General features: G+C 66.8%; 18 protein-coding genes. 10 read left to right on the forward strand and 8 right to left on the reverse strand.

The features are described from left to right. Nucleotides 1–29: 29 nt before the first annotated feature. Nucleotides 30–1,304: an MltA domain-containing protein gene (locus KF724_02455; GenBank protein ID MBX3354541.1), complete on the forward strand. Its 1,275-nt coding sequence runs from the start codon at nucleotides 30–32 to the stop codon at nucleotides 1,302–1,304. Here KF724_02455 and purH read toward each other — a convergent pair. The 4 genes from purH to KF724_02475 are packed head-to-tail and all read right to left on the reverse strand — an operon-like array spanning nucleotide 1,298 to nucleotide 9,651. Then, nucleotides 1,298–2,908 (reverse strand): bifunctional phosphoribosylaminoimidazolecarboxamide formyltransferase/IMP cyclohydrolase, encoded by a 1,611-nt coding sequence (purH, locus tag KF724_02460; protein MBX3354542.1) that lies wholly within the window; start codon nucleotides 2,906–2,908, stop codon nucleotides 1,298–1,300. The two genes, KF724_02455 and purH, sit on opposite strands and share 7 nt — an antisense overlap. A gap of 22 nt (nucleotides 2,909–2,930) precedes the next feature. After that, complete coding sequence (locus KF724_02465) at nucleotides 2,931–4,235, reverse strand: PQQ-binding-like beta-propeller repeat protein (protein MBX3354543.1); 1,305 nt, start codon at nucleotides 4,233–4,235, stop codon at nucleotides 2,931–2,933. Next, nucleotides 4,232–7,282 carry a VWA domain-containing protein gene (locus KF724_02470; protein ID MBX3354544.1) on the reverse strand — a complete coding sequence of 1,017 codons (3,051 nt, stop codon included), beginning with the start codon at nucleotides 7,280–7,282 and terminating at the stop codon, nucleotides 4,232–4,234. The genes KF724_02465 and KF724_02470 overlap by 4 nt, the downstream gene beginning before the upstream one ends. Continuing rightward, on the reverse strand, nucleotides 7,279–9,651 hold the full coding sequence (locus KF724_02475) for a hypothetical protein (protein ID MBX3354545.1): 2,373 nt from the start codon (nucleotides 9,649–9,651) through the stop codon (nucleotides 7,279–7,281). The genes KF724_02470 and KF724_02475 overlap by 4 nt, the downstream gene beginning before the upstream one ends. A gap of 58 nt (nucleotides 9,652–9,709) precedes the next feature. On the opposite strand from KF724_02475, the gene KF724_02480 reads away from it, so the two are divergent. Beyond that, nucleotides 9,710–11,173, forward strand: a complete 1,464-nt coding sequence (locus KF724_02480) for a DUF1570 domain-containing protein (GenBank protein ID MBX3354546.1) — start codon at nucleotides 9,710–9,712, stop codon at nucleotides 11,171–11,173. Here the strand turns inward: KF724_02480 and KF724_02485 are convergent. Next, entirely contained in the window at nucleotides 11,120–12,004 is an 885-nt protein-coding gene (locus KF724_02485) for a hypothetical protein (protein ID MBX3354547.1), read from the reverse strand. The genes KF724_02480 and KF724_02485 overlap by 54 nt on opposite strands. 226 nt (nucleotides 12,005–12,230) lie before the next feature. Between KF724_02485 and KF724_02490 the strand changes: the two genes are divergently transcribed. Next, entirely contained in the window at nucleotides 12,231–13,028 is a 798-nt protein-coding gene (locus KF724_02490; protein MBX3354548.1) for a sigma-70 family RNA polymerase sigma factor, read from the forward strand. Further along, entirely contained in the window at nucleotides 13,028–15,217 is a 2,190-nt protein-coding gene (locus KF724_02495) for a hypothetical protein (GenBank protein MBX3354549.1), read from the forward strand. The genes KF724_02490 and KF724_02495 overlap by 1 nt, the downstream gene beginning before the upstream one ends. 35 nt (nucleotides 15,218–15,252) lie before the next feature. Here the strand turns inward: KF724_02495 and prpB are convergent, their stop codons facing one another. Together prpB and KF724_02505 are read right to left on the reverse strand one after the other, a co-directional pair. Next, nucleotides 15,253–16,155, reverse strand: coding sequence for a methylisocitrate lyase (gene prpB / locus KF724_02500; protein ID MBX3354550.1), 903 nt, complete (start codon nucleotides 16,153–16,155; stop codon nucleotides 15,253–15,255). Between the two features lie 49 nt (nucleotides 16,156–16,204). Beyond that, a complete protein-coding gene (locus KF724_02505; protein ID MBX3354551.1) occupies nucleotides 16,205–16,936 on the reverse strand; it encodes a chromophore lyase CpcT/CpeT in 732 nt (243 codons plus the stop codon). 84 nt (nucleotides 16,937–17,020) lie between these two features. Between KF724_02505 and KF724_02510 the strand changes: the two genes are divergently transcribed. The 4 genes from KF724_02510 to solA all read left to right on the forward strand — a co-directional run bounded on the left by KF724_02510 (nucleotide 17,021) and on the right by solA (nucleotide 21,108). Beyond that, complete coding sequence (locus KF724_02510; protein ID MBX3354552.1) at nucleotides 17,021–18,193, forward strand: citrate synthase; 1,173 nt, start codon at nucleotides 17,021–17,023, stop codon at nucleotides 18,191–18,193. Nucleotides 18,194–18,197: 4 nt separating this feature from the next. After that, the gene (locus KF724_02515; protein MBX3354553.1) at nucleotides 18,198–19,103 is read left to right on the forward strand and encodes a 3-hydroxybutyryl-CoA dehydrogenase; all 906 of its coding nucleotides are present in this window, start codon (nucleotides 18,198–18,200) and stop codon (nucleotides 19,101–19,103) included. Between the two features lie 130 nt (nucleotides 19,104–19,233). Next, nucleotides 19,234–19,911 (forward strand): VOC family protein, encoded by a 678-nt coding sequence (locus KF724_02520; protein ID MBX3354554.1) that lies wholly within the window; start codon nucleotides 19,234–19,236, stop codon nucleotides 19,909–19,911. Nucleotides 19,912–19,914: 3 nt separating this feature from the next. Next, nucleotides 19,915–21,108, forward strand: a complete 1,194-nt coding sequence (solA, locus tag KF724_02525) for an N-methyl-L-tryptophan oxidase (GenBank protein ID MBX3354555.1) — start codon at nucleotides 19,915–19,917, stop codon at nucleotides 21,106–21,108. Nucleotides 21,109–21,350: 242 nt separating this feature from the next. On the opposite strand, the gene KF724_02530 is transcribed toward solA, so the two are convergent. Beyond that, entirely contained in the window at nucleotides 21,351–21,800 is a 450-nt protein-coding gene (locus tag KF724_02530; GenBank protein ID MBX3354556.1) for a hypothetical protein, read from the reverse strand. A gap of 96 nt (nucleotides 21,801–21,896) precedes the next feature. Between KF724_02530 and KF724_02535 the strand changes: the two genes are divergently transcribed. Further along, nucleotides 21,897–23,300, forward strand: a complete 1,404-nt coding sequence (locus KF724_02535; GenBank protein ID MBX3354557.1) for an MFS transporter — start codon at nucleotides 21,897–21,899, stop codon at nucleotides 23,298–23,300. Nucleotides 23,301–23,344: 44 nt separating this feature from the next. Continuing rightward, nucleotides 23,345–26,134, forward strand: coding sequence for an aconitate hydratase AcnA (gene acnA / locus KF724_02540; protein ID MBX3354558.1), 2,790 nt, complete (start codon nucleotides 23,345–23,347; stop codon nucleotides 26,132–26,134). Nucleotides 26,135–26,153: the final 19 nt, after the last annotated feature.

The raw sequence follows: 26,153 nt of genomic DNA on the forward strand, positions 1-26,153 counted from the left end.
GTTTTCATCGGCATGGGTATCTTTTGGGCATGCAAGGATGCAGACTTTTCGGTGCGGCGCTTCTCGCAGCCGCAGTGGCGCTCGCAGGATGCAAGAGCGATCCGGAGCCGGTGCCCGGAGCGGGCCCGGATTATTCCCGAGAGCTTCTCCCCGGTGAACGCGCCCTGCGCAAGCTGGGTCCTGACGACCCATGGCCCGATCTCGGTGCCGCGTGGCGCGTGCGCGATCCGTTTCTTTACCAGGCGCTCGATCGCAGCATCGAGTTCTTCCAGGCGCCGTCGAGCAAGCAGCGCCTCGCGCCGTGGGACTTCTACGCGTCATGGGAGCAGGCGGCAGCGAGCGTGGTCGCGTTCCGCCAGATCGTGCGCGAGGAGACGAGCGAAGCCGCGTTCATCGAGCGCATCCGTCGAGAGTTCGATGTCTGGCAGACAGTGGGCTACAACGGTCAGGGTGTGGTGCTCTTCACGGGGTACTACACACCGGAGTTCCGAGGCAGCCTCACGCGCAGCGCTGAGTTCAGCTTCCCCGTTTACAAGCGGCCGTCTGATCTTGTGACCGACTCCTTCACAGGAGAACCGCAGGGTCGTCGTCGCGCCGACGGCTCGATCGGCGAGTGGCCCTCGCGCCGCGAGTTGCTCCAGAGCAACGCCTTCGAAGGCAATGAACTGGTCTGGCTGCGCTCACCGCTCGATGTCTACATCGTGGAGGTGAACGGCAGCGCAAAGATCCTCCTGCCCGACAACACGAACATGTTCATCGGGTACGCAGGCAAGACTGGGCGCCCCTATGTCGGGCTCGGCAAGTCGATGATCGAGGAGGGCATCATCGCTCGCGACAAGATCAGCCTGAAGGCCATCATGGATGAGTACCAGCGCGATCCCCACACCGTGCTGAACCTCATGTGGCGGAACGAGAACATGGTCTTCTTCACCACCTATGACGGAAGCAACTGGCCCGCGGGCAGTCTCGGCGTGCGCGTCACAGAGAAGGAGACGCTCGCCACGGATAAGAAGGTCTATCCGCCGGGTGGCGTCGTCTATGTCGACACGAAGTCGATCAACTTCGGCGGGCAGCAGCAGACTTTCCGGCGTTTCATGCTCGATCAGGACACGGGTGGCGCGATCAAGGCGCCAGGTCGAGGCGACATCTACATGGGGCAGGGCAAGGCCGCAGAGATCATTGCGGGCGGCCAGTACGCCGAGGGCACCATGTACTACTTCTTCCTGAAGCCCGAGTTTGTCTCGAAGTATCCGCTGCCACCTCGCCAACCGCGTTCGGTCGCGGCGGCGACGGCGCGTCAGTGACGGAAGTGGCGCCGACCAGTGATGAGGCAGGTCACGCCGCGCTCGTTGCAGAGCGCGAAGGTCTCCTCGTCGCGCTTGCTGCCGCCGGGATGCACGATGACGCGCACGCCGGCGTCGATGAGCACACGCGGGCCGTCCGCAAAGGGGAAGAAGGCGTCGGACGCGGCAACCGCGGGCATCGAGGATGACTCCCCGAGGCGCTGAGTCGCCTTCGACACGGCGATACCGCAGGCTGAGACGCGGTCCATCTGGCCGGCCCCTGCGCCGAGCAACTCACCATTCCGCACGACGCAGATGGCATTGCTCTTCAAGTGCTTGGCGACAGTCATGGCGAAGGCGGCTTCGCGCAGTGTGTCGGGCGAGGGAGCCGGTCCCGCCGCGTGGTGGTAGTGCGCCGGATCTTCGATGGCCGCGTCGCGCTCCTGGACGAGCCAGCCTCCGAGAATGGAGCGAACCTGCCAGTCAGCGGTGCCCTGGCGCGGTGCTGGCGCTCGCTCGATCGGACCGGTTTCGACGAGCCGCAGGTTCTTCCATCGCGCAGCGAGACGCTCCCGCGCTTCTGGCGCGATCGATGGTGCCACGATCACCTCCACGAAGCGGTCGCCCTCGGCGAGCGCCTCCGCCGCGTCGAGGTCAAGCTCCGCGGAGAGCGCCACAATTCCGCCATATGCCGCAAGCGGATCGCCCGCCCACGCCGCCATGCAGGCATCGCGCGCGGTGACCGCCAGCGCGGCGCCGCAGGGATTCGTGTGCTTCACCACGCACGCCGCGACTCGGCGCTCATCGAGCAGCGCGAGATCACACGCGGCTTCGAAGGCAGCCGAGGCATCGAGCAGATTGTTGTAGGAGAGCGCTTTCGCGCCGCGGCTCTGACCGCCGACGATCGTCGCGCCGCGCCATGCGGGGTCGCGATAGGCGGCGGCGGCCTGATGGGGGTTCTCACCGTATCGGAGTTCACTCTCCAGCACGAGGGGCATGAGAAGGACAGGGGGATACGCAGCACCGTTCTGCGCGCTCATCCATGCGGCGATGGCGCCGTCATAGATCGCGGTGCGGGCGAATGCCGCTGCGGCGCAGGTTCGACGGAACGCCGCGCTGGTTCCGCCGCCATGCTCCCGCATTTCAGACAGCAGGCCCTCGTACTGCGACGGGTCAGTGATGACAGTGACGAAGGCGTGGTTCTTCGCGGCGCTGCGCACCATCGAAGGTCCGCCGATGTCGATCTGCTCGATCACCTCGTCGAAGGTGACACCGCTTCGGGCGATGGTCGCCTCGAAGGGATAGAGATTGACGATCACGAGGTCGATCGGGCGAATGCCCTGCGCATGAATCGCGGCGACATGGGCCGGATCATCCCGCCGGTGAAGAATGCCGCCATGGACCGCGGGGTGCAGCGTCTTCACCCGGCCGTCCAGCATCTCCGGGAACCCGGTGACAGCGTCGATGGGCGTGACCGGCACGCCCGCTTCGGCGATTGCCCGCGCGGTGCCGCCGGTCGAGAGCACTTCCACGCCGTGCGCCTGCAACCCGCGCACGAGTTCGATGAGGCCGCTCTTGTCATGCACCGAGACAAGGGCGCGGGAGATCGACGAGGCGCCACTCATGACCTGGCGCTCCTCTGCACTCTCACGAGCGCGCCTGGGTCCGACGCACGATGGGGGTCAGCCGCTGGACACGACCATCCTCGCCGACCAGCACGAAGTCGCCATCGACCGGCTCGGTCATGTTGAGGTCAACGACACCGGGCAGATCGAACGAACGAATGATCGAGCCGGTGCGCTCTTCGAGCAGGGTCAGCCGACGCAGCGCGGGGTCCCAGGCGACGAGCCCGGCGCGGCATGCGCCGACGATGTCGCCGCGCACCTCGGGGGAGCGCCATCGCACAGTGCCCTCGAAGCGATCCGGCGAAAGTGGGTCAAACGACACGAGTCCCTCTCCCGGAAGCTGAAGGTAGAGGCTGTCCAGGAGAAGCGTCGGACTCTCCGACATCCGCGCTTGAGTGAAGTAGCGCCAGAGAATGCGGCCATCGCTCAGTGAAAGGCAGCTCAGGTACTGATCGTGGCTCGGAACCCAGACGGCGCGCTCATTGGCCGCGGGTCGGGCGTCAATACGCGCGCCGAGACTCTGCTCCCAGATCAGGCGACCAGTCGACGCCTGATACGCCGCGACGGCGCCACCGGTGCTCGCGGCGACGAGGACATTGCCGATGAGCCGAGGCGCCTGAATGAACTGCCCCGCCTGCTCGGAAACATGGCTGGCACTACCGATGATGTAATCGTGCCAGACCACCTGCCCAGCCTGCGTGCCGTAGATCAGGAAGGGCGGGCGCTCTGCCGCAGGCGTATTGGCCATGCGTCGGAAGCGCTGGACATCAACGAAGGTTCCATTGCTCGCATCGAAAATCATGCACTGCGTGTCGGTCAGCAGCGCCACACGGGATGGCGCCCCCGCAATGTCGATCGCCAGCACGGAGAGGATGCGATCGACCCGGCTCGTGCTCGCCGCCTGCCAGAGCGCATCACCACTCGATGGCCTGAGGCGGGTGAAGATCGCATTCGAGTCCCAGACGAAGACTTCTTCGGGGGTGCAGTCGGCACCGCGCAGCGTGGCGCCCGGGCTCATGCTGATGCGAGTCTGCCAAAGCGTTCGATATCCGAGGCCTTCGGCGACGCTTGGCCCGGCGAGGAGGTCACGATCGAGCTGACTTCGAAGCTGCTCCACGCGCTGCTGCGCGGCAGTCGTCGCATCCGCACCGGTCGCCGCGCTCGAGTTCGCCGACGATGAACCGTTCGGCGCCGAGCAGGCGGCGAGTGTCGTCAGGAGCGTCAGGGTTGCCAACGCCGGAAGCACCCGGCGTCGGGACAGCTTCGAGTCGCGGTGGGAGCACCATGCAATGTGCCGGTCGCGGCTCGATCGGGTCGTCAAAGTCATGGCGGGAATATACGCGACCGATCCCGCGCCCGTCGCAGCGCGTCGAGGCTCTCATTCCCCTCGCGGCCGCCCGAGGAAGGCACATCAGTCGTGGGCGAGGCGTCCGATGCACGCTCCCCCTTGGTGCTCCCGGCTCCCGCTGCGCCGCCGCCCCGAAGTGCGGCAAGGGCCGCCTTGATTTCGTCGGCCGACGGCGCGGCGGCGACCTGTGGCAGGGGAGCATCCTCAACGGAGCGACGGCGAGGCTCGGGTGCCACGGCCGGTGCGGCGGCTCGATCGCGCGCAGGCGCTGGCGCGGAGACTTCATCCCCGGTTCCGCCATCTGTAGTGTCCGATCGCGAACGGGCTGAGCCGCGCGACGGTCGGCTGGAGGCGAGCGCCGCAGCCTCGCGCCCCTGCGCTTGGGTGATCGTGATCGCCTCTGCGATCATCTGCTTGCGCAGCGCGAAGCGCCGAAGCGCCGCATCGGCGACGAAGAGAAGGCCCGCGAGCATCAGCAGCAGCGCCGACAGACTTCGCTCCCGCACACCGAGTTGCAGGCCATCTCGAACGAAGAGATTGGTCGAGGCGAGTTCACTCAACGGAATCTCGCGTCCGCCGGTGGCAACTTGCAGGGCGCGGAGTGGCGCTGCGTCGGCCTCATGGCGCTCGTACTCGATGCCCTCGGGCGCCACCGCTGCGGCGAGCATTGGTGGAAGTGGTCCATCGACGCCGCGCGGGGAAAGCACGGCGAGCCACGGTCCGCTCTCGGTCGCTTCGGTTGTTCCAACAAAGCGACGCGGCGCCACGCGCCTGAGAGAGAATGGCACGCGATCGCCTTGGGGGGAACGGGCGATTCCATCCACGACTGCGCCGGAGATGGCATCAGCGGCGGCCGCTTCGAGTGTGACCACGAAGCGGCCATCCTCAATGCGCGCTTCGGCGGCCACTGGCGCGGAAGTGGGCGAGCGGGCCGCCCATCGCGCCATCCTCTCCCAGAAGGCGGCGGCACCGCTCCACTGCTGCCATGGCTCCGACCACGGTCCGCTGAACTCCGATGCGAAGACGGCCACGCGTCCGACACCGGCGGGCCATCGAGCCACGAGTGGCTCGCCGAGGTCGCTCTGCGCATCAAGCGTCGCATCGGCGGAGCGGAGCGGGCCGAGAATGACCGTCCCCCGGAGCGCCGGTGCGGAGGCGAGCAGAAGCGCGGCCTCGTCCAAGCCGACCGGCGTCACCTCGATCACGCCCTCGCGCAGAAGAGGTCGATTGAGCACCTGCACAGACTCGATGAGCACGCGGGGCAGCACGCGAGGATTGCGGACCGATCGGAAGAGGCCACCCGTCGCCTGTGCCACTCGATCAAGTGAGGCGTCATCAGTCTGATCGCCGATGGCGATGGTCGTGACGGCGACGCCCGATTTCGCGGCGCGCTCCGTCTGCTGCACGAGCAGCCGCCCGTCACTCCCGACGCCGTCGGTCAGGAGTACCACCATGCGACGATCGACATCGGTCACTGTGTCGAGCGCATCCAGTGCGGCGCGGAGGGCCGCACCGATCGCGGTACCGCCATCGGGGGTGATTCGCCGCACGCGGGCGACCGCTGACGCGGGGTCATCGAGCGGCGCGATCGGCACGATGGTCGAGGGCACACTGTCGAAGGCGATGACACCCACATATGCGCGGGGGCCGATGCTCTCGATGGCGAGCACCGTCGCTTCATTGGCCACTTCCTGCTGAGTTGCGCGAGCACCGGCCACCGGCGCGCGCATCGACCCGGAGCGATCGATCACGAAGACGACGGCCGTCCGCGGTCGCCGCTTCTCTCCCGGCGGTTCGATCTCGACTGGGAGCAGTTGGGCAATCTGGGAGCCCTTCCATCCGCCCGGCGCAAAGGAGTTCGGACCACCGGTGCAGATCAAGCCACCTCCGATCCGCTGCACATGGTCGACGATCAACTGCTGCGCAGAAGGCGAGAGTTCGGCGGCGGAGACATTGTCAAGGAGCACAAGGTCGAACCCAGCGAGCCAGAGCGGATCTTCCGGCAGGGCATCGGCGGGAAGGCGACGGATGTCAAAGCCCGCAGCTTCGAGCCACGCATCGCCGGGGCTCGCGGCACCCTCGCGCCCGAGCGCGAGCACACTTCGCCCGGCAGGCACCGCCACCACGCGCCGGGCGCGGCTGTTCTCGACGATGCGATCGGCATCGGGATCATCGGGCTCGAAGACGACATCGAGCTGGTGAACTGGACCATCACCAATGGGAAGCTGCACTCGGATGGTCGTCGTGCCCGGCGCGAGTTCGACGGAGAGACCATCGCCGCCAGCACCTGAGCCTTGAAGAGGAAGGGGGCGCCCGTCACGAAGGAAGCGCACGGTGCCCGTGGTCGGTGCCGTCGCGCGAAGCGTCACGAGCGTGGAGATGACCGAGCGCGGAAGTGCCGTCGCGGGAAGGTCGAAGCTATCGATGGCCACATCGTCGAGCGGGGCAAGCGGCACCAGCACGGTGTCGACCGCGATTCGATCGGTGGCCAGCAGCTCGGCCACCGCTTCGCTTCGGCCGATCGTTTCGAGGCCGTCGCTGATGACCACCAGTCGGCCTCCCTCGCCCGCGGGGATCAATGCACGGGCGAGCGCCACGGCTTCGCTAAGCGCCGTGCCGTCATGCAAGGCACCATCGACGGCATCGAGCGATCGCGGAAGGGCCGTGGGGATCATCGCGGCGCGGGCCCGTCCGTCGAAGAGAACGAGGCCGACGCGATCCTGCGGAGCCTTGGTCGACGCGGCGCGCATGAACGCCTGGCGCAGCTCGTCGGGAGGCGTCTCTGCAAAGCGGACCATTGACCCGCTCACATCAAGGACGCCGACAACGGCGATCGACTCCTGCGTGGCCAGAAGTTGAGGTCGCGCGAGCGACATCACCACCGCGGCCACCGCAAGCACGCGAAGAAGCACGGCGGCGCTGCGGCGCCCGGCAGCGAGTCGTCCCAGCGCGAACCAGGTGACCAGCAGGGGCGGCAGCAGCAGAAGCGCCCAGAACCACGCTGGCTCATCGAACCGGAGTGTCACGGCCCAGTTCCGGGAGAGCGATCAACAGGTGCGGAAGGCGCGCTGCGCACGCGTTCGAAGTAGCGTTCGAGCAGCGGGCGGAAGCGGGGGGCCACCGAGGGATCGATCGTGGGTGATCGAGTCCCTGTCGCTCCGCGACCGGTCGGCATGGGGACCTTCGTTCCATCAAGCGCCGGTGCGGCGGCATCCCGCGGCGCGAAGCCTTCGAGTTCGCCGGTGGGTGGGGCCCCTGCGCCCGTGGCGTCGACCTCGTAGATGGTGCGCGGAGTGTTCCGGCCACCGTCGGTCACTCCATCAACCGCAGCGCCGTCACCAGTTCCGGCGATGCGCGACTGACCGGGCCGTCCATCGGGACGAGCGGCGCGCGTGGCACCTTCCGCCGTTGAAGGATCGTCTGACTCGCTCGCGGTCATCGGCGAGCGATCACGGCGATCGGCGCCATTGTGCTCGGGCGACGGCGCGCCGCGGTCCTCGGCGCGGTCGCCAGCTCGAGACGCCTGATCTCCCAGCTCTCGCGAGAGTTCCTCGAGCCGCCTGCGAAGCTCCTCGCGCCGTTCGCCCTCGCTTCGCGGTTCCCGTGGGGATCGGCGCGACGAAGCATCGTCGTCGGAGGCGGCGCCACCGTCACATTCGCCGTCCGAGGGCTCGCGTTCCATCATCTCCCGCGAATCGGGAGCCTTGGCGGGATCTCGCTCGCGGACCTCGCGCTGCTCGGTTTGGTTGGCGCGATCGGCGCGATCACCACTCTTCTGTTGCTCTCGTCCCTCTCGCGTCTCGGACCCTTCGCGACGAGCGCTCTCACGCGGACCGCTCGCGGGCGTCGCCTCCCGCTCGCCGGGCTGATCTCCCTTTGTCGTGGTCTCTCGCTCGCCGCGCGTATCTCGCGCCGACGCCTCTCGCTCGCCGGGCTGATCTCTCTTGGCCGTCGTCTCTCGTTCGTTGCGTGGATCTCGCGTCGACGCCCCTCGCTCGCCGGGCGCACCTTGCTGGTCGCGGGTTCCACGGCTCCGCTGCGGCTCGCCGTTTGGTTCGTTGCCGGTCGAATCGCGGCGCTCGCCTTTGGACGCCGAATCGCGGGAATCGCGTGCCGATGCCGGGTCATGGCGCTCGGGCGTCTCGCCCTTCTCCCGACCGCTGGACGAGTCGTTCGCTTCCGACGCCTCAGGCTTCTCAGGCGCCGGGGTCGTCCCGCCATCGCGCCGGTTGGTGGAGTCGCTTGTCGGGCTCTCCGCACCCTTCGAATCGCGAGCTCGATCCGCGTCCTGCAAGCGCGGCGGATCCGCCGGGCGATCCGCTGCCGTCGCGTCCTTCGGCGGAGTCGGCTTCTCCATCTCCTTGCCATCGACGCGAGCATTCGTCGCCTCAGGCTCGGCCGGCCGTCGGGAGTCGCTCGGTTTCGGTGCCTCGCCCGCGGTCGTCGGCGGGCCTGGGTTCGTCGTCGCTCCTGCATCCGTAGTCTCGGGCGCTCCCTCGGCGCGCCGCGCAAGCGCCTCCGGGTCCGCGGAAGGCAAGTCACCCGTCGCGAGTTCGTCTCGCGCATCGTCGCCGCGCAACGCGACTGAGTCTGCGGCGAGTGCTTCCGCAGCTTCGCCCAGGCGCGAAGCGCCGTCGAGCAGCGCCTCCCGCTCACGACGATCGAGGTCAGCCGATGGGTCGCTCGCAGAGCGCTCGCGTCGACGCCGCGCGAGTTCTTCCATGCGACGCTCAAGTTCCTCAACAGCCTTCTCCGCCTCGGCAAGGTCGCCATCCTGCGCCAACTGTTCGATGCGATCGGCGAGCTGGGGCAATTCATCGACTGGCGTAGTCTCGGTGAAGTCGCGTTCGCTTTGCTCGCGCTCCCGCGCGGCGATGCGCTCGCTCGACTCCCTCACAGCCAAACCGTCGCGCGCCGCTGGCCACGGCAGCGCGAGCGCTACAGCGAGGAGCACGATCGACCCGATGCTGGCTGCGATGGTGCTTCCCGCGGGCATGCCTCCAAGTCGCGAGAGATCGATGCGCCGCAAGCACTGACCCGTCTGCTCCCGGTGCAACGCCGCGAACGCCTCGTCCACGAGCGCCCCGCGATCCGCAGACCACGCGGTGGACAGCGTGTCCTTGAATCCATGCGTGTGATCAACGGCGACGGCGGCGTCAAGCAGCGTCATCCGCGACGCCCAGCCGCGAACGAGTGCCACGAGGGCGCCCACGGCCGGCCATGCGGCGAGCCACCATGTCGCGAATCCCATCCAACGCAGCAGGAGCGCGGCGCACGCGGCCGCAAGAGCTGCGGCGGTGATCCACCAGAGCACGCTCGGTCCGACGCGCACGGCCATCAGGCGCCCGCGCGCCGCGGAGAGCACCCCTGCGAGGTTGGATGAGTGGGCCGTCACCGTGACACACTATAGAAGCGATAGGAGTCGGCTCCGACGACGCGCGTACACTCGAATCGTGCACTCGAGGCGCATCGCCAGCCCCATGCCGACTCCTGCACGAGGTCGCACCCAGTGTCACCACGCCGCGTCGTCGTGCAGGGCGTTCCCTCGCTGGTCCTGCGTTGTGCTCCTGCTCGGCATGGCGCTCCTGATGGCTGCTGCGCCGCAGGGTCCACCGCCGTCATGGTGGCAGCGGACCGATCCGGGCCCGGGCCGCTCGCTCCCGACCAGTCGCCACTACACGATTCGAAGCGATCTCGCGTTCGCGGAGACGAAGGCCTATGCCGATCTTCTTGACACGATGTACCGAGAGTACACGCGGCTCATGCAGGGGCTTCGCCGCCGGGGTCAGGAGCACCTGACGGTCTACATGTTCGCTTCGCCTCAGGACTACCGCGACACGCTGCGCACACGCTTCGGTGTGAACGCGGCGGGTTCGGGTGGCATGTTCTTCGTGGGGCCGCGTGGGTCCGGGCTCGCCTTCTTCACCGGTGATCTGCCGCGAACCCGCATCGAACATGTCATTCGCCACGAGGGCTTTCACCAGGTCGCGCACTCGTACTTCGAGGGGAATCTCCCGCCGTGGGCCAATGAAGGTCTTGCCGAGTACTTCGGTGAAGCGGTGGTGGTCGACGGCACGGTCATCGAGGGACAGGTGACGCCGCGGACCGTTTCGCGGGTGAAGGCGCTGATCGACAACGAGCAGGTGATTCCCTTCGCCCAGTTGCTTGCGCGCGACTCCAGGACATGGAACTCGGCGGTGACCACCGGCGGCGCGTCGAATCAGTACCTTCAAGCGGCGTCGATGGTGCAGTTCCTGCTCTGGGGTGAAGGCGGTCGCCTGAGCAGCAACTTCTCCGCATACCTTCGGCATCTCAACGATGGGCGCGACTCGGTGAGCGCCTTTCGCATGGCCTTCGGGGGCACGGATGACCGCGTCCTTGCGGAGTTCGAACAACGCTGGCGCTCCTTTGCGGGCTCGCAGAGGCCGGGCAGCTTTCGTGCGGCAGCGCAGCGGCTTGAGTTCATGGCCGAGGGCGTGCTTGCGCTCCGCGAGAAGGGGGTGTACCCCCAGGATCTCGAATCGCTGCGGGCGGCGTTGCTCGAGGCTCGCTTCGAGCAACGCTTGGAGGGCGTGCATGGCGGCGACACGATCCTGCGCGCCGATGATGAAGGGGCCTTCGAGGTGCCGGTCGATCAGCTTCAGGATGCGCGACGGGCGCCGCTGTTCCTCGTGAACCCGGCGCCCGCGAATCCGCGAAGCGGCCAGAGGCCTCCGCCTCGAAATCGCCCCAATGAACGAGGCGGCGCTCCGGGAGCCGGCGGAGAGGAGCGTGGTTCGTCCTCTTCCGCCGGGGATTCCTCGAAGCCGCCGCCTCCTCCCGAGTTGTCCACTCGGAACCTGCGACCGCGTGATCTCAGGATGTCATGGACGGAGGGCGCCGACGGGCGCTGGTCCGCTCAACTTCGCCTGAAGTGAGGCGGCGGGCAGCACTGGTCGCTCGGTCGTCGCAGGCTCGCTGCGCAACGCTTCGCGCGCGGCGGATTCATAGGGATCGCTGTCGTCGGCCCGCAGCAGCACCTCGAGCTTCGCCTCCTGCTCGATGCGGATCTGCTCAAGTCGCCCCTCGAGCTGACCGAGGTTGCCGACGCGCGTGCCGCGCTCGTACTCGGCGAGGACCTTCGCCTGCTCCTGCGCCATCTGGATCAGGCGCTGGTTCCGACCCACGGCGTCGATCTGACGGTCGAGCGTCGCCAGCTTGATCTGGAAGTCGGCATGCTCGCGCTCGAGTCGCGACAGCACGGCACCGAGCTTCGCTCGCTGATCACGCAGCATGGTGAGCTGGCGCTCGCCGCCGTGAAGGCGATCCTGGTGCGAGCCGCGGATCTGCTGGATGCGCTTCGCCTCGGCGCGCAGGCTCGACCCATCTGAGCTGCCAAGGCGAGTGCGGACGACCGCCGGCGATGAACCGGCGAGCGCCGCATCGACCTGGTCGAGATCGGCCGTGGTCATCGCGACGACTCGACGGCTGATCTCGCAGTCCTGCTCAAGTTGATGGATCTGTCGGTCCAGTTGCGCCATCTCACCTCGCAACTGGCCAATGCGTCCGGGATACTCGGCGCCAAGCTGCTCAAGCTGACGACGCAGCGCCACCGGGTCCTCGACGAAGCGATCAACAGTGTTCTGCCCCCAGCTGCGGATCTGCGCCATGGCCGCGCCGACACGCTGCGGACCCACGACAAGGGCAACGGCGCCCAAGCCGAGTCCGGCGATGAGCGACCAGCGAAGAAGAGAACGAGTCACGCACATGGAAGGCTCCTTTCGGGCCCGGTTGTCGTCGCGCCACCGTGGGCGACGGACCGGGTGCTCCGTTGCCCGGTGATTGGGGGAGCCTTTCTGAGCCTTTCACCACGGTCCGCAATTTGTGCAGATGTGGAGTTTGCTCCTTCTGAATGCACTCTTCTGAAGCGTCCGCAGAACCGGGCCGTACACTTTGAAAGACCGACGGCGGGCCTCCCAAGCAGCGGGCGTGATCATGCTCCACCCCATTACCACCACCTTCATTGATCGCCTTCGGAATCGCGAGGAGGCCGCCTGGTTTGAGCTCTGGGAGGTGTTCGGTCCCGTGATCCGCGCCCACTTCGCCAAGTGGGGTCGCGGCTCCATCGGCGCCGAGACGGCCCGCGACCTCACCCAGGAGACTCTGGCCCAACTCTCCGGGTCGATCGAGCGCTTCGATCCGACACGAGGCGTGCGGTTCAGCACATGGCTTCTCTCCATCGCCCGTCATGTCTTTGGCGACGAGGTCGATCGCCGCATGGCCGGCAAGCGTGGCGCCGGCAAGCGTGCGGCGAGCCTCGATGGGATGACACCCAACGACACCGACGCGCTCCTGCCCGATGATGAGTATGAGCGACAGGTCTTCCGCGCGAAGGTCCTCGCATCCATCCGCGCGGTCGAAGCGCGATCGGACTTCATGATCTTTCAGGTCTTCCAGCTCCGCGTGCTCGAAGGCATGTCGGGACGGGATGTCGCGGAGCGCGTGGGAGTGAGCGAACCCACCGTGTCGCGCCACGCCGCGAAGGTGCGCGACGCGCTTCGAGCCGAGTTGGTGCGAACGATTTCCGCATACAGCTTCACCGAAGATGAATCGCGTGAGGCCGAACGGGCGGGACTTGCCGCGGCGGATGCCGCGTTCGACACGGCCATCGCCGAGATCTACCGGGCGGCATCGCGTGAGGCGAGGAACCCCGGACCGTCGGCGCCGAAGAGTGGTGGCAGCGGTCAGTCTGCCGCCTGGTCAGGCATCACCTTTCCGCCGAGGTGCGCGTGATGTCGCCGGTCTCCGCAGGAGGTGAAGTCTTCACCGCCATCGCGATGATCCTGCTCGGCCTCTTCGCGGTCGGCGTGGTCATCACGGTGCTCGTGCTCGGCATCGGCCTGATCTTTCGATTGATCGCGCGGCTCTTCGCGTGCGTCTTCGGGGTCATCGGCGATGTCGTCGGCGCCGCGGTGAACCTGCTGGTCGCTCCGATCAACCTGGCGCGAGCGGTCGTGCTTCTGGTCTTCGCCCGGTTCCCCAAGGCGGACTTGGCGGCACGGAGCTTTCACAACAATCTCGTCTCATGTGGCCTGCGCCTCTGGAGCGCCGCTGTGCAGCGCCCCCTGCGCGTGCTTGGCATCGAAGTCCCGCCTGATCGCCGCCGTCAACCAGCGTTCGCGCCGGCGATGGCAGCACCAGGTGGCGCGTTCCCTGGTGCGCCGCAGCAGGTGATGGCCGATCGACCGGCGCCGCCGCCTCCGCCTCCACCGCCCGTGCCGAACGGCGCCGGGGATGCGTCGCGTTCACCGTGGCCCGACCCCTTGTCGCTCGTGACGGGCTTCGCGGGATACACGATCGACGGCCGTCTCCCCACGGGCGGATCGGGCGCGAAGCTCTACATCGCCACACCCGAGCGCGCGAAGCGAGCCTCGCTCAAGGGCATGCCTGAGCGAGTGGTCATCAAGAGCTTTGCGATCGGGGAAGGATCGACGCTCCCGCAGATCGTGCGCGAGAGCCGTTCACTCGATGCGGCGCGATCTCTCGGACTTGTTCTTGACCACGCCTTCGAGCCGCATCGCTTCTGGTACGCGATGCCGCACTACGAGGGACCTTCACTCGGTCACTTTGCGACGGTCAAGCACCGAGGTGTCGCGGCTGAAGCGGCGCTCCCGGCGGAGGCGCAGCGCGAACTCGTCTCGCTCATGGCCGATGTCGTCGAGTCGCTGTCGCGCTTCCACCGCGCCGGTCTCTGGCACAAGGACATCAAGCCCGACAACATCATCGTCAGCCGGGGTCGCGCCCAGGTCATCGATGTGGGGCTCGTGACGCCGCTCGCGAGCAGTTTCACGCTCACCACGCACGGCACGGAGTACTTCCGCGATCCCGAGATGGTTCGACAGGCGCTGCGCGGCACCAAGGTCAACGAGGTTGATGGCGCTCGCTTCGACATCTACTCGGCTGGCGCCGTGCTCTACTCGGTGCTCGAGAACACCTTCCCCGCCCATGGCGGCCTGAGCGCGTTCACGAAGCCCTCGCCCGAAGCGCTGCGGTGGATCGTGCGCCGCGCCATGGCTGACTACTCCAAGCGATATCCCTCGGCCGAGGCGATGCTCGCCGATCTCAAGTATCTGCTGGCCGCCGGAGATCTCTCCGCCGTGCGACCCGCGGCCCTTCCCTCGATGCGCGGTGAGTCGGCGCGGAGTGAGGGCTCTGAGAGGTTTGCGGGCTTCGCTGCGGGTGCGGCCGCAGGCGCCGCCGTCCAGCCCGACTTCGCGGAAGCCGCCCGCATGACCGCGCGCGAAGCGATGGCTGCGGCCCGCGCGGCATCGCACGAGGCCATGGCCGCGGCACGCGCCGCGTCGCAGGAGGCGGTGGCGTCGCTTCGGTCGGCGCAGTGGCGCCGATCGTGGACTGTCTGCCGCACCAAGCGCAGCGGCCGTGCGAGCGAGAGTGCGGCGAGAGCCAAACACAGTGGCTGGTCGCCATGGGCGACGGCGGCGGTCACCGTGGCGGCGATCGTCATCTTCGGTACCAAGATCGGGCGAACCAAGGGCGATGGAGCGCCCGTGAAGAACGGCGTGACCTTCATTCAAGGCGTCGAAGGCAGCGAGCGCTCCTCCGGGCGGCGCGTGACCGTTCGACCGAACGCACGAAGTGCGCGGGCACCGGAAGCGGTCGCTGACTCCATGACTGCGGCGCTGCCCCGGGGTGATGGCAAGCTGCTCGTCGATCGGGCGGCCATCCTCGCCGGTCCGCTGCCCGAGGCGCTCGAAGCTCAGGCGATCGCAGGCATCGGATCCAAGGGTTGGTCGCCCGTGATTGGAGATGTCGAGGCCCTCGCGGCCATCGAGCGCCTTCGCGGAAGTTCACCCGAAGTCATTCGCGCCGAACTCGAGCGGCGCGGCTATGCGGGGCTGGTCCGACTCGAGAACCGCGGCAACGGCGTGCTCGTCACGCCGGTTGCTCTCCCGGCGAAGTGAGCGAGCGGGGCGGGCCGACCCCCCCACGCCCACGGCTACGCCCGATCGCGCTTCGGACCGAAGTTCCACTGTTCACCCGGCGTGTATCCGAGGAGCGCGTAGAGCTCCTTGCGGGTCTGCATCGAGGGAAGCAGCGATCGAACCGTGCCTTCGTGTCGAAGCGTCGCCAGCCCGCGGGTGACCTCACCCATGGCCACACGCATCATGCTGAGGGGGTAGATCACCATGCGATAGCCGAGCTCGCCAAAGCGCTCGGCGCTGATGTCGGGCGTCTTGCCGAACTCGGTCATGTTCGCGAGCAACAGGCCCGGACACGCCTTCGCGAAGCGCGCGAACTCCTCTTCGCTCTCAAGTCCTTCGGGGAAGATCGCATCGGCGCCGGCCCGTCGATACGCGCTGGCGCGCCGGACGGCGGCGTCGAATCCCTCGACATGGCGCGCGTCAGTTCGCGCGATGATGACGAACGATGGATCGGGCCGATGGTGCGCCATGGCGCGGACCTTCTCGACCATGTCCTCCTCCGCAATCAGCTCCTTGCCGTCGAGATGGCCGCAGCGCTTCGGGAAGACCTGGTCTTCGACATGAAGAGCCGCCGCGCCGGCTCTCGCGTACTCAACCACCGTGCGCACGCATGACTCGACCTCGCCGTATCCGGTGTCGGCGTCGACAACCACGGGCAGCGCCGACGCATCCGCGACTTCGCGAATAGTCCGGCACATCTCCGTCAGTGTGATGAGGCCGATGTCCGGGTAGCCCGCGACATTCGCCGTCGCACCGCCCGAGATGTAGCAGGCGTCGAAGCCCGCCGCGGCGACGGCCTTCGCGACGAGCGCATTGAATGCCCCGGGAATCATGACCACGCCGCGCTCGCAGGCCGCGCGGAGTCGCGCCCCTGGTGATGACGACTGCGGACCTGATGAAGGCGAAGGGGAGGTCATGAAGTCGCATCCTCGGCAAGGTTCAACATCGAACGGTCACAGTGAGCGGTCATGGCGCCGCTCCCGCCGCAGGCAGCGGCGCATCAGGACGCGTCGAGATGCGAACGAATCGATAGGGTCCCGCGGTTGAACCCCACACTTGCGCGCCATTGGCATCGAAGCCGCGATCCCATGAAGTGATGCCGCGCTCATCGAGCGTGACTTCGCTGGTGGTGTACGCAGCGCCCTCTCTCGTGCTCACACAGTTCGTGCCCTGCGTGCCACCCGAGAACTTGCTTGCGCCCTCCTGTCGCAGGAAGACGACGCAGCCACCGAGCGGCTCGAGCAGATCGGGGAGCAACTGCCCTAGGGGAGCCGCCTCTCTCCAGGCACCTGCGTATTGCAGTGGATCGCCCGGCAGTGACAGGACCATGCTCTCCACCGTGCCATCGGCATCCTGTGAGACGCGATAGACACGCTGTCGATAAGGGCGCTCGGGCATCGACGCGAGCGCCTGCTCGACATAGAGCCACTTCGCATCGGTGCGATCGGTCCAGATCGGCGCCATGCGCAGCGTCACCTCGCGGAACGAGGGGTCCTGCTGCGCCTGCTCACGACTGGTGAAGGTGCCTTGCATGAGCGACGCTGCCTTTGTCGCTGCCTCGCCGTGTGGTGTTGGGGTGGGCGTGCTGCTGCAGGCACCGAGCGTGCCCGCCAGCAGCGCGAGCGGCGCCGCCGCTCGGATGTGACGGACCATGCCGAGTGGCCCATTCCGCCGCGTGAAGAAGAGGTCGTGGCGCATCTCGGCAGGGATGGTAACGCCCGCGCGTTTCTCCTAGCATGTCTGCCCCGAACCACACTTGAACCCCCACTTGCGAGGTGCCTCATGAACGCCGCTCCAACGACTCCCTCCGCGAAGCCGGTCGACACCCGTGGCCTTGCCGGCCAGACGGCCGGTGAAACCACCATCTGCGCCGTCAACCAGACGCAGCTCATCTACCGGGGGTATGAAATCGCCGACCTCGCCGAGAACGCGACCTTCGAGGAGGTGGCCTACCTTCTCTTGGTGGGCGAGAAGCCCACGGCCGCGCAGCTCAGCGCGTTCAAGAACGAGCTCGCTGAAATGCGCCCCGTCGACAAGGGAATCCTTGAGATCGTCGGTCGCATCGCGGAGAAGCAGCCCGGGCAGGCCGATGTGCACCCGATGAGCATTCTGCGGACGGGCATCTCGCTCCTCTCCCATGTCGACCCGGAGTGTGAAGACAACTCTCCCGAGGCGGAGTTGCGCAAGTCGAAGCGGCTGCTCGCCAAGATTCCGACGATCATCGGCTACGGCCAGATGCGACGAGACGGCAAGACGCCCGTCTCGCCGGACCCGAATCTCGACCACGCCGCGAACCTGCTCTGGTGCATGACCGGCGTGAAGCCGGATGCGCTCGCCGCGCGGATCATGGATGTCTCGCTGATCCTCTACGCCGAGCACGACTTCAATGCGAGCACCTTCGCCTGTCGCGTCATCGCGAGCACCGAGACGGACATGCATTCGGCCGTGTGCGGCGGAGTGGGCGCGCTCAAGGGACCGCTGCACGGCGGTGCGAACGAGATGGCGATGGAGATGCTCAAGGACATCGATCGCGACTGCGCCGGCGGTCGCATGACCGTGAACGCGTGGATGCAGCGGGCCTTCGAGGAGAAGCGCAAGCTCATGGGCTTCGGCCATCGCGTCTACAAGAACGGCGATCACCGCGCCGGCATCCTGCGAGCATGGGGTCTGAAGCTGGCGGAGAAGCTCGGTCCTGATGCGAAGAAGTGGTTTGACCTGGGCGACGAAGTCCAGGCGATCATGCTCCGCGACAAGAAGATTCATCCGAATGTCGACTTCCCCTGCGGCATGACCTACTTCATCATGGGCATTCCCGTGCCGCAGTACACGCCGATCTTCGTGGCGAGCCGCATCACGGGTTGGTGCGCCCACATCATGGAGCAGCACGCAAACAACCGGATCATTCGGCCGCTGGCTGAGTACAAGGGACCCACACTTCGAAAGTGGAAGGCCTGATCCCATGAGCACCGCGACCATGACCGCCCCTTCGAGTTCAGCCATGACCAGTGTCAAGACGATCGTCATCATCGGAGCCGGGACCATGGGGTCGGGCATTGCGCTGACCGCCGCGCAGCACGGGCTCTCCGCGATCCAGGTCGATGTCAACGAGAAGCAGCTCGAGACTGCTCGGGGCTACCACCGCAAGACGCTTTCGCGCGCGGTCGAGAAGGGCAAGCTTCAGCAGGCGGACGCCGACGCGGCGCTCGGTCGCATCCGCTATGCGAGTGCGATCGCCGATGCGAAGGACGCCGATTGGGCGGTCGAGGCGGTCAGTGAGAACGCCGAGCTCAAGAAGCGCATCTTTCGCGAGATGTCCGCGACCTTCAAGCAGGAGGTCGTTCTGGCCACGAACACTTCAAGCATCTCGATCACCGACATCGCGACGGCCGTGGGTGACGCGGCGCCGCGGGTGATCGGCATGCACTTCTTCAACCCGGTGCCGGTGATGGCGCTGGTCGAGGTCATTCGCGGCATCGCGACGAGCGATGAGACGACCTCGCGCACCATCGAGCTCGCCAAGGCGATGGGCAAGACGCCCGTCACGGCGAATGACCGCGCCGGGTTCGTCAGCAATCGCGTGCTGATGCCGCTCATCAACGAGGCGTTCCATGCGTGGATGGGTGGCGTGGCGAAGCCCGAGGACATCGATCAGATCATGAAGCTCGGTTGCAACTTCCCGATGGGACCGCTGCGCCTCGCTGACTTCATCGGCCTCGATGTCTGCCACGACATCATGATGGTGCTCCACCGCGAGCTGGGTGATCCGAAGTTCTTCCCATGCCCGCTGCTGAGGCAACTGGTGCAGGCCGGACGCCTGGGCGACAAGAGTGGCCGGGGTGTCTTTGAGTACCCATCCCGAGGGTGAGGCGAGCGCCGGGGCGGTGCGGCGTCTGGGTGATCGGTGGATTCCGCATCGACGCGCCTGATCCGATAGGGGGTGGGGCGCCTCGATGCACGCGACCGTTCGTGTCGCGCGCATCTCGTAGGATGCCCGCATGTTTCGCGGCGGTCTCCCCGACGATCTCGATCATCTGCTGATTGGGGTGGATCGCCTCGAGAGTGCCATGGAGTGGTTCGAGTCGCGGCTTGGTGTGCGCCCGAAGGCGGGGGGGCGACATGAGCGCTGGGGCACCCACAATGCGCTGCTCGGCGCCGGCGGAGGCCGTTACCTCGAGATCCTCGCGCTCGATCCTGACGCACCTGCGGACGCGCGGGCCCTCGGAGCGGAGACCTTCGGGCTGAGCGCGGGCATGTCGACGCATGTCGTGGGGTGGTGCGCGGCCGCACGCGATCTCGGTGCACGGGTGGAAGCGGCGGCACGGGGTGGCGTGGACCTTGGCGCGCCGCTTGATGGAGGTCGAGAGCGACCTGACGGATCGAGAGTCAGATGGCGCATCACGCCGCCGCTGCTTCTGGGAGGGGGGTTGATTCCCTTCCTGATCGAGTGGGGCGAGAGTGTGCACCCTTCGACTGATGCGCCCGAAGGCATTCGGCTGGTGCGTCTCGAGGGCGAGCATCCCGACCCCGAGCGCATCTGGCGCATGCTCGCCGCGATCGGGAGTCGCCTTTCGGTGAGTCGGGGCCCACGCGCGAGATTGATTGCCACCATCGAGGGACCTGCGGGTTCGGTCACGCTCGCCGAAGCGCCGAGCGTGCCGGTCCGGAGTCGTTGAGCGATGCGCCGGACATGCGATGTCATCGTCATCGGTCTCGGTGCGATGGGATCGGCGGCGTGTGCATCGCTCGCGGCGTCGGGGTTGCGCGTGCTCGGGCTTGAGCAATTCACGCGGGGGCATGATCGCGGCAGTTCGCATGGGGGCTCACGCGTGGTGCGCTGGACCTATTTCGAGGATCCGGCCTATATGCCGCTCTTGATGCGGGCTCGCGAAGGGTGGGCGGAAGTCGAGGCGACTTCGGGCCAGAGACTTCTCGACCTTTGCGGCGTGGTCTATGTCGGTGATCCGAAGGGGGAAGTGCTTGAAGGTGTCCGTCGAAGCGGGCGCGACTATGGGATTGCCGTCGAGGAGCTCGATCGAGACGCGTGCCGAGAGCGCCTTCCGTGGTTTGCGGTCCCTGAGGGCGCGGCGGCGATCCTCGAACCGGGGGGCGGCTTCGTTCGCCCGGAGGCGGCCATCCTCGCGCAGCTTCGCCTGGCTGAAGGGCACGGCGCGGTGATCCAGGAAGGGGAGAAGGTCGAGTCGATCGAAGAGCATGGCGCGAGTGTCCGCGTCGAGACGGTCGCCGAGGAGTACGACGCGGCGGCGGTGGTCGTTACGGCGGGCGCGTGGACTGGTCGCCTCGCCCGAGCCTGCGGCGCGGACCTTCGTCCCACCCGGCAGGTGATGGCGTGGATCGATGGCAGCAAGGCGGCGAGCGAATCATCCATGCCGCCCGCGCGGGCCGACATGCCGGTGTGGTTCTTCGAAGACGGTCCGAGGGGACCCTTCTATGGCATTCCTGATCGAGGCGCGTCGAGCGAACGGGCGAGCGGGCCCTTTCCGCCGGGAGCGAAGGTGGCCCGGCATCTGCCCGGAGAAGCGATCGACCCCGATGCTCCGAGGCGGGCGCCCACTGACGAGGAGGTGGCGGACCTCGCCGATGCGATGCGTCGACTTGTTCCGGGTGCGTCCGGTCCCGTGAGTGGCAGCGCACTGTGCATGTACACCATGACCGCCGACGCGAACTTCATCATCGATCGCGTGCCGGGCACGCGCGCGATCTTCCTCGCCGCCGGCTTCTCGGGGCACGGATTCAAGTTCGCGCCCGTGGTGGGGGAGATCCTCACCGGTCTCGTCGCGCGGGGCGGCACGGGGTACGACATTGGCTTCCTCCGGGCCGACCGCTTTCGCGCACGGGGCTCGCGGGGCTGAACTCGGGCGGCGGTTGCATCGCCGGGTGCTGAACTCGCGCGGGGTTGAACTTGCTCGGGGTGCATCTTGTCCGGCGCTGAATGCGCGTGGTGCTCAACGCGCCCGGTGCTGAACTCACGCGGGAGTATGGTCGGCGCGCGAGATCGCGGACCCGTTGACACTTCCGTGTCCACAGAGCCCGCGATTCGCAAGGAGGATGCTGATGTCAACGCGCGGAGCAGTGGCGCAGGCGCGTCAGTGGTTCAAGAGGGAGATTGAATGATGGCTCTCCGAAGCCCGAAGAGAAGTCTGGCGACGGCGGAGATCGGCTCCCGGAGTTTGGCCTGCTGTCCGGGTGTCATGGTCGACAAGTCCGCGTGAAGGATGAGGAGACCGGCGACGGATTGCGCGTAGTCGTGCGCACTGAGCGTGGCCTCGGGGAGACGCTCTCGGACGGTCGAGACCGCCGAGGCAACCGTGCCTGCCAGAGCGATGGCGCTGTGTCGAAGCATGGTGCCCGAGGCTCCATCCTCCGGGACCGAGGCAAGCACCTCGCGTGCGAAGTCGCCTGCGGCCGCATAGGCCTGGCTTCGCTCAAACCAGAAATCTGGCGCGTGATCCGCACCAGCGTTCGCAGCGGGCGCCGCGTGGTGCTCCGCAGGTGCCGGGCACCGTGCGTTCGCCGTTCGAGATGTGCTTGACGCGTGTCGCATGAGACCTGTTCTCCCGGAAGTGGGCTCGATGCGGGGAAACTACAGCCGCCAGAGTGCAGGTCGGCGAACAGCGGAACTTTTTCCTACCTTCATTGCGTGCGGAGTGACCCGCCGAGTGCAGAAGCGCAAGCTCCGACAGTCCGGGATCTCTTTTTCACTCGTCGCAGCGCGTCACTGCTGGTTCTCGGATTCGCCGGTGGAGTGCCCTACACCATCGCGACCGTCTCGATGCAGGGTGCCTTCACCTCTGCTGGCGCGTCGGAAGCGGCCATCGGCGCACTATCCCTCCTGCTTCTGCCCTACACGCTGAAGGTGCTCTGGGCCCCGTTGGTCGATGCGCTCCTTCCGCAGAGGCTCGCAGAGCTCGGGCGACGACGAGCGTGGATTCTCGCCTCGCAAGCGGGCATTGCCGCCTCTCTTGTCGGCGTGTCGCTGGTGACCTTCGCCTCGGGCGAAGAGCGGCCGCTCCTCGCGCTCTTCTTCGGGCTGGCGCTCTGCATGACCATCTGTTCCGCCACGCAGGATGTGGCGGCTGACGCCTATCGCATTGACATCTCGCCCCCGGCCACGCGTGCGGCGGCCGCAAGCGTCTTCGTGATGGGCTACCGCCTCGCCCTGGCGCTTCTCGGCGCCGGCTCGCTCATTGTCGGCGGATGGGCCACGATGAAGTGGGGCGCAGCCTTCGGGTGGGGGATCACCTTCGCGGGATTGGCTCTGATCATGCCACTTCTCGCGCTCGGGACGCTCTTCGCCCCCAAACCTGAGGGCGATCAACCCGAGCCCTCGTCACTTTCATCGCGGCTCGCCCGAAGCGTGGTCGAACCGTTCCGGGATCTCGCCGAGCGCTTCGGGAGTCGCCTGGTGGCGCTGCTCGCATTCATCTTCATCTTCAAGTTGCCGGACAACCTGGCGATTCCGATGACGCTGCCATTTCTTCAACGGCATCTGGGCTATGAACTGGCCGACATCGGATGGGTGCGACAAGCGATCGGCCTCGGCGTCACGATCGGCGGAGCGCTCATTGGCGCCATGCTTGTGCCTCGACTCGGGTTGCGAAGGAGCTTGTTCGTCTTCGGCATCGTGCAGGCGACAAGCACCGCGTCGTTCGCGTGGCTCGCGATGCACGCCGCCGCGGTCGCTCCTGACGCGCCCGGCATTCCTGCGCTCATCATTGCGGTCGTCATCGAGTACCTCGGTATCGGCTTGGTGACGGCGGGCTTCGTGGCCTTCCTGATGTCGCTCTGCACGCCGCGCTACTCCGCGACGCAGTACGCACTCCTGACGGCTGTCATGACACTCGGTGTTGCGCTCGCCGGGGCGCAGAGCGGCAACATCTTCCAGTGGTTGCTGGCCGCATCCGATGGTGATGCGACGGCGGCCTGGTTCCGCTTCTTCCTGCTCTGTGTGGCTTCGGGCGCGATTGGTCTTGCCCTGATTCCGTGGGTCACCGAGCGGCGCTTCAGAGCGCCGAGAGCGGTGCCGCCGCGCGCCGCCCCCTGAAGGCGGAGTTCGCGGCAGCGCTGATACGATGCTCGGTTCACGCCATGACGAACCACCATTCCGACGCCAATCGCTTCGCTTCCCGCCACGAGATTGAAGTTCCCGCTGCCGAGCCATCGTCCGGCGGCGCGACCGTGTCGAGGACGATCCATCGCCTTGATGCGCTCAAGCGCTTCGCGCCGATCGAGGAGCTGCCGTACTCCATCCGGGTGCTTCTGGAAGCGTGTCTGCGGAACTGTGACGGTCATGTCGTGACCGAGGAGCATGTCAAGGCTCTTGCACACTTCGCGCCCGGCGCGGGCGCCGATGTCGAAATCCCCTTCATGCCAGGACGCGTGGTGCTCCAGGACTTCACCGGCGTGCCGTGCGTGGTTGACCTCGCCGCCATGCGGGCCCAGATGAAGCGCATGGGCGGCGACCCGCGCAAGGTCAATCCGCTGGTGCCGTGCGATCTCGTCATCGATCACTCCGTGCAGGTCGACGCCTTCGCCTCCGGTGTCGCACTCTCCATCAACAGCGATCTCGAGTTCGAGCGCAACCGCGAGCGCTACGAGTTCCTCCGCTGGGGCCAGACGGCCTTCCGCAACTTCAGCGTCGTTCCTCCGGCGACGGGCATCGTTCATCAGGTGAATCTCGAGTATCTCGCGAAGGTCGTGTGGGAGCGCGACGGCGTGCTCTTCCCCGACTCGCTCGTGGGCACCGACAGTCACACGACGATGATCAACGGGCTCGGCGTCCTCGGCTGGGGCGTCGGCGGCATCGAGGCCGAGGCGGTCATGCTCGGCCAGCCGATCTACATGCTCATTCCCGAGGTCGTCGGCGTGCGCATCACCGGCAAGCTTCCCGAGGGAACGACCGCGACCGATCTCGTTTTGCGCGTCACGGAGATGCTGCGGGCGCATGGGGTCGTCAACAAGTTCGTCGAGTTCTTCGGGCCCGGCCTCAACGAGATGCCGGTCGCGAATCGAGCCACCATCGCCAACATGGCGCCGGAGTATGGGGCCACGGTCGGCTTCTTTCCGGTCGATGAGCAGACGCTCTCCTATCTGCGACTGAGCGGCCGTTCGGAGGCCCTCGTGCGGACCGTCGAGAAGTACTGCAAGGAGAACATGCTCTGGCGGAACGATCGCGAGCCGATCCGCTACTCATCGACCCTCGAACTCGACCTTGGATCGATTGAGCCATCGCTCGCCGGTCCTGCTCGGCCACAGGATCGCGTCACGCTCTCCCAGATGAAGAACGCATGGCATCGCGACCTCGCCAATCTCTACGGCAAGCCGAACGCCGTCGAGGCTGTTCGCGCCGATCGCATGGCGAGCGAGGGCGGTGCGGCGCAGCGTGAAACCGGGAGCGTCGCTGTGCTTGATGCCGACCGTGAGGGCGTGCTCGTTCGCCACGAGGATGCTGAGTTCATCCTGCGCCACGGCAGCGTGGTGATCGCCGCCATCACGAGTTGCACCAACACAAGCAATCCGAGCGTCATGATCGGTGCCGGTCTGCTCGCGAAGAAGGCGCGCGACCTCGGACTCATGCGCAAGCCGTGGGTCAAGTCGTCGATGGCGCCGGGCTCGAAGGTGGTCACCGAGTACCTGACTGCCTCGGGGCTGCTCGCGCCCCTGGAAGAACTCGGCTTCAACATCGTCGGCTACGGCTGCACCACCTGCATCGGCAACTCGGGACCGCTCCCCGAGTCGATCTCGAGGGCGATCCAGGAGAGCGATCTTGTCGTGACCAGCGTGCTCTCGGGCAATCGCAACTTTGAGGGGCGCATCCACCAGGATGTGAAGGCGAACTATCTCGCCTCGCCGCCGCTCGTCGTGGCCTACGCGATCGCCGGCACGGTCAACATCGATCTTGTACATGAGCCGCTTGCTCGAACGCGTGACGGTCGCGAGATCTTCCTCCGCGATCTCTGGCCCTCGCAGAAGGAGATCGACGAGACGGTCGCGCGCTGCGTGACCCAGGCGCAGTTCCGCTCGCAGTACGCCGATGTCTTCACCGGCAGCGAGGAGTGGCGGGCGATCAAGGTGACCGGTGGAGAGATGTACGAGTGGGATGCGAAGAGCACATACATTCAGGAGCCGCCCTTCTTCGAGGGCATGGGACGGGAGCCCGGGGCCATCGCCTCGATCAAGGGCGCGCGGTGCCTGGCCAAGCTGGGGCACTCGGTCACGACCGATCACATTTCGCCCGCCGGCAACATCAAGAAGGACTCACCTGCGGGGCGCTTCCTGCTGGAGCAGGGGGTGCCGGTCAGCATGTTCAACAGCTACGGCTCTCGGCGCGGCAACGATCGCGTGATGACGCGCGGAACCTTTGCCAACACGCGCATCCGCAATCACCTGGCGCCAGGAACGACCGGTGGCGTCACCACCGACTTCACCGACGGCCAGGTGCGACCCATCTATGACGCGGCGATGAATTCGAAGTCGCGCGGCATTCCCCTGATCGTCCTCGCCGGCAAGGACTACGGCATGGGCAGCTCGCGCGACTGGGCCGCCAAGGGCACATCGCTTCTCGGCGTGCGCGCCGTCATCGCGGAGAGCTTCGAGCGCATTCATCGATCGAATCTCGTCGGCATGGGCGTGCTGCCGCTCACCTTCCGACCCGATGAGAATGCAGAGACGCTTGGTCTCGACGGAACGGAGACCTTCGACATCGAAGTGCCGAGTGATCTCAAGCCGAAGCAGGACATTCGCGTTCGCGCGACGAAGGCGAACGGCTCGGTGACGGAGTTCCTGGCCATGTGCCGGATCGACACGCCGGTGGAGGTCGAGTACTTCTGCCACGGTGGAATCCTTCACGCGGTGCTCCGGCGCATGATGAAGGCGTGACCAGTGGGAAGGTCGGGCG

It is taken from the genome of Phycisphaeraceae bacterium (assembly GCA_019636735.1).
Taxonomy (GTDB): Bacteria; Planctomycetota; Phycisphaerae; order Phycisphaerales; family SM1A02; genus VGXK01.

What these genes read in the sequence shown, in the direction of transcription:
- acnA (MBX3354558.1), top strand. Translation starts at nt 23,345, where the DNA reads ATGACGAACCACCATTCCGACGCCAATCGCTTCGCTTCCCGCCACGAG.
- KF724_02485 (MBX3354547.1), bottom strand. Translation starts at nt 12,004, where the DNA reads ATGTGCGTGACTCGTTCTCTTCTTCGCTGGTCGCTCATCGCCGGACTC.
- KF724_02455 (MBX3354541.1), top strand. Translation starts at nt 30, where the DNA reads ATGCAAGGATGCAGACTTTTCGGTGCGGCGCTTCTCGCAGCCGCAGTG.
- KF724_02530 (MBX3354556.1), bottom strand. Translation starts at nt 21,800, where the DNA reads ATGCGACACGCGTCAAGCACATCTCGAACGGCGAACGCACGGTGCCCG.
- KF724_02465 (MBX3354543.1), bottom strand. Translation starts at nt 4,235, where the DNA reads ATGACTTTGACGACCCGATCGAGCCGCGACCGGCACATTGCATGGTGC.
- KF724_02505 (MBX3354551.1), bottom strand. Translation starts at nt 16,936, where the DNA reads ATGCGCCACGACCTCTTCTTCACGCGGCGGAATGGGCCACTCGGCATG.
- prpB (MBX3354550.1), bottom strand. Translation starts at nt 16,155, where the DNA reads ATGACCTCCCCTTCGCCTTCATCAGGTCCGCAGTCGTCATCACCAGGG.
- purH (MBX3354542.1), bottom strand. Translation starts at nt 2,908, where the DNA reads ATGAGTGGCGCCTCGTCGATCTCCCGCGCCCTTGTCTCGGTGCATGAC.
- KF724_02490 (MBX3354548.1), top strand. Translation starts at nt 12,231, where the DNA reads ATGCTCCACCCCATTACCACCACCTTCATTGATCGCCTTCGGAATCGC.
- solA (MBX3354555.1), top strand. Translation starts at nt 19,915, where the DNA reads ATGCGCCGGACATGCGATGTCATCGTCATCGGTCTCGGTGCGATGGGA.
- KF724_02510 (MBX3354552.1), top strand. Translation starts at nt 17,021, where the DNA reads ATGAACGCCGCTCCAACGACTCCCTCCGCGAAGCCGGTCGACACCCGT.
- KF724_02495 (MBX3354549.1), top strand. Translation starts at nt 13,028, where the DNA reads ATGTCGCCGGTCTCCGCAGGAGGTGAAGTCTTCACCGCCATCGCGATG.
- KF724_02520 (MBX3354554.1), top strand. Translation starts at nt 19,234, where the DNA reads ATGTTTCGCGGCGGTCTCCCCGACGATCTCGATCATCTGCTGATTGGG.
- KF724_02515 (MBX3354553.1), top strand. Translation starts at nt 18,198, where the DNA reads ATGAGCACCGCGACCATGACCGCCCCTTCGAGTTCAGCCATGACCAGT.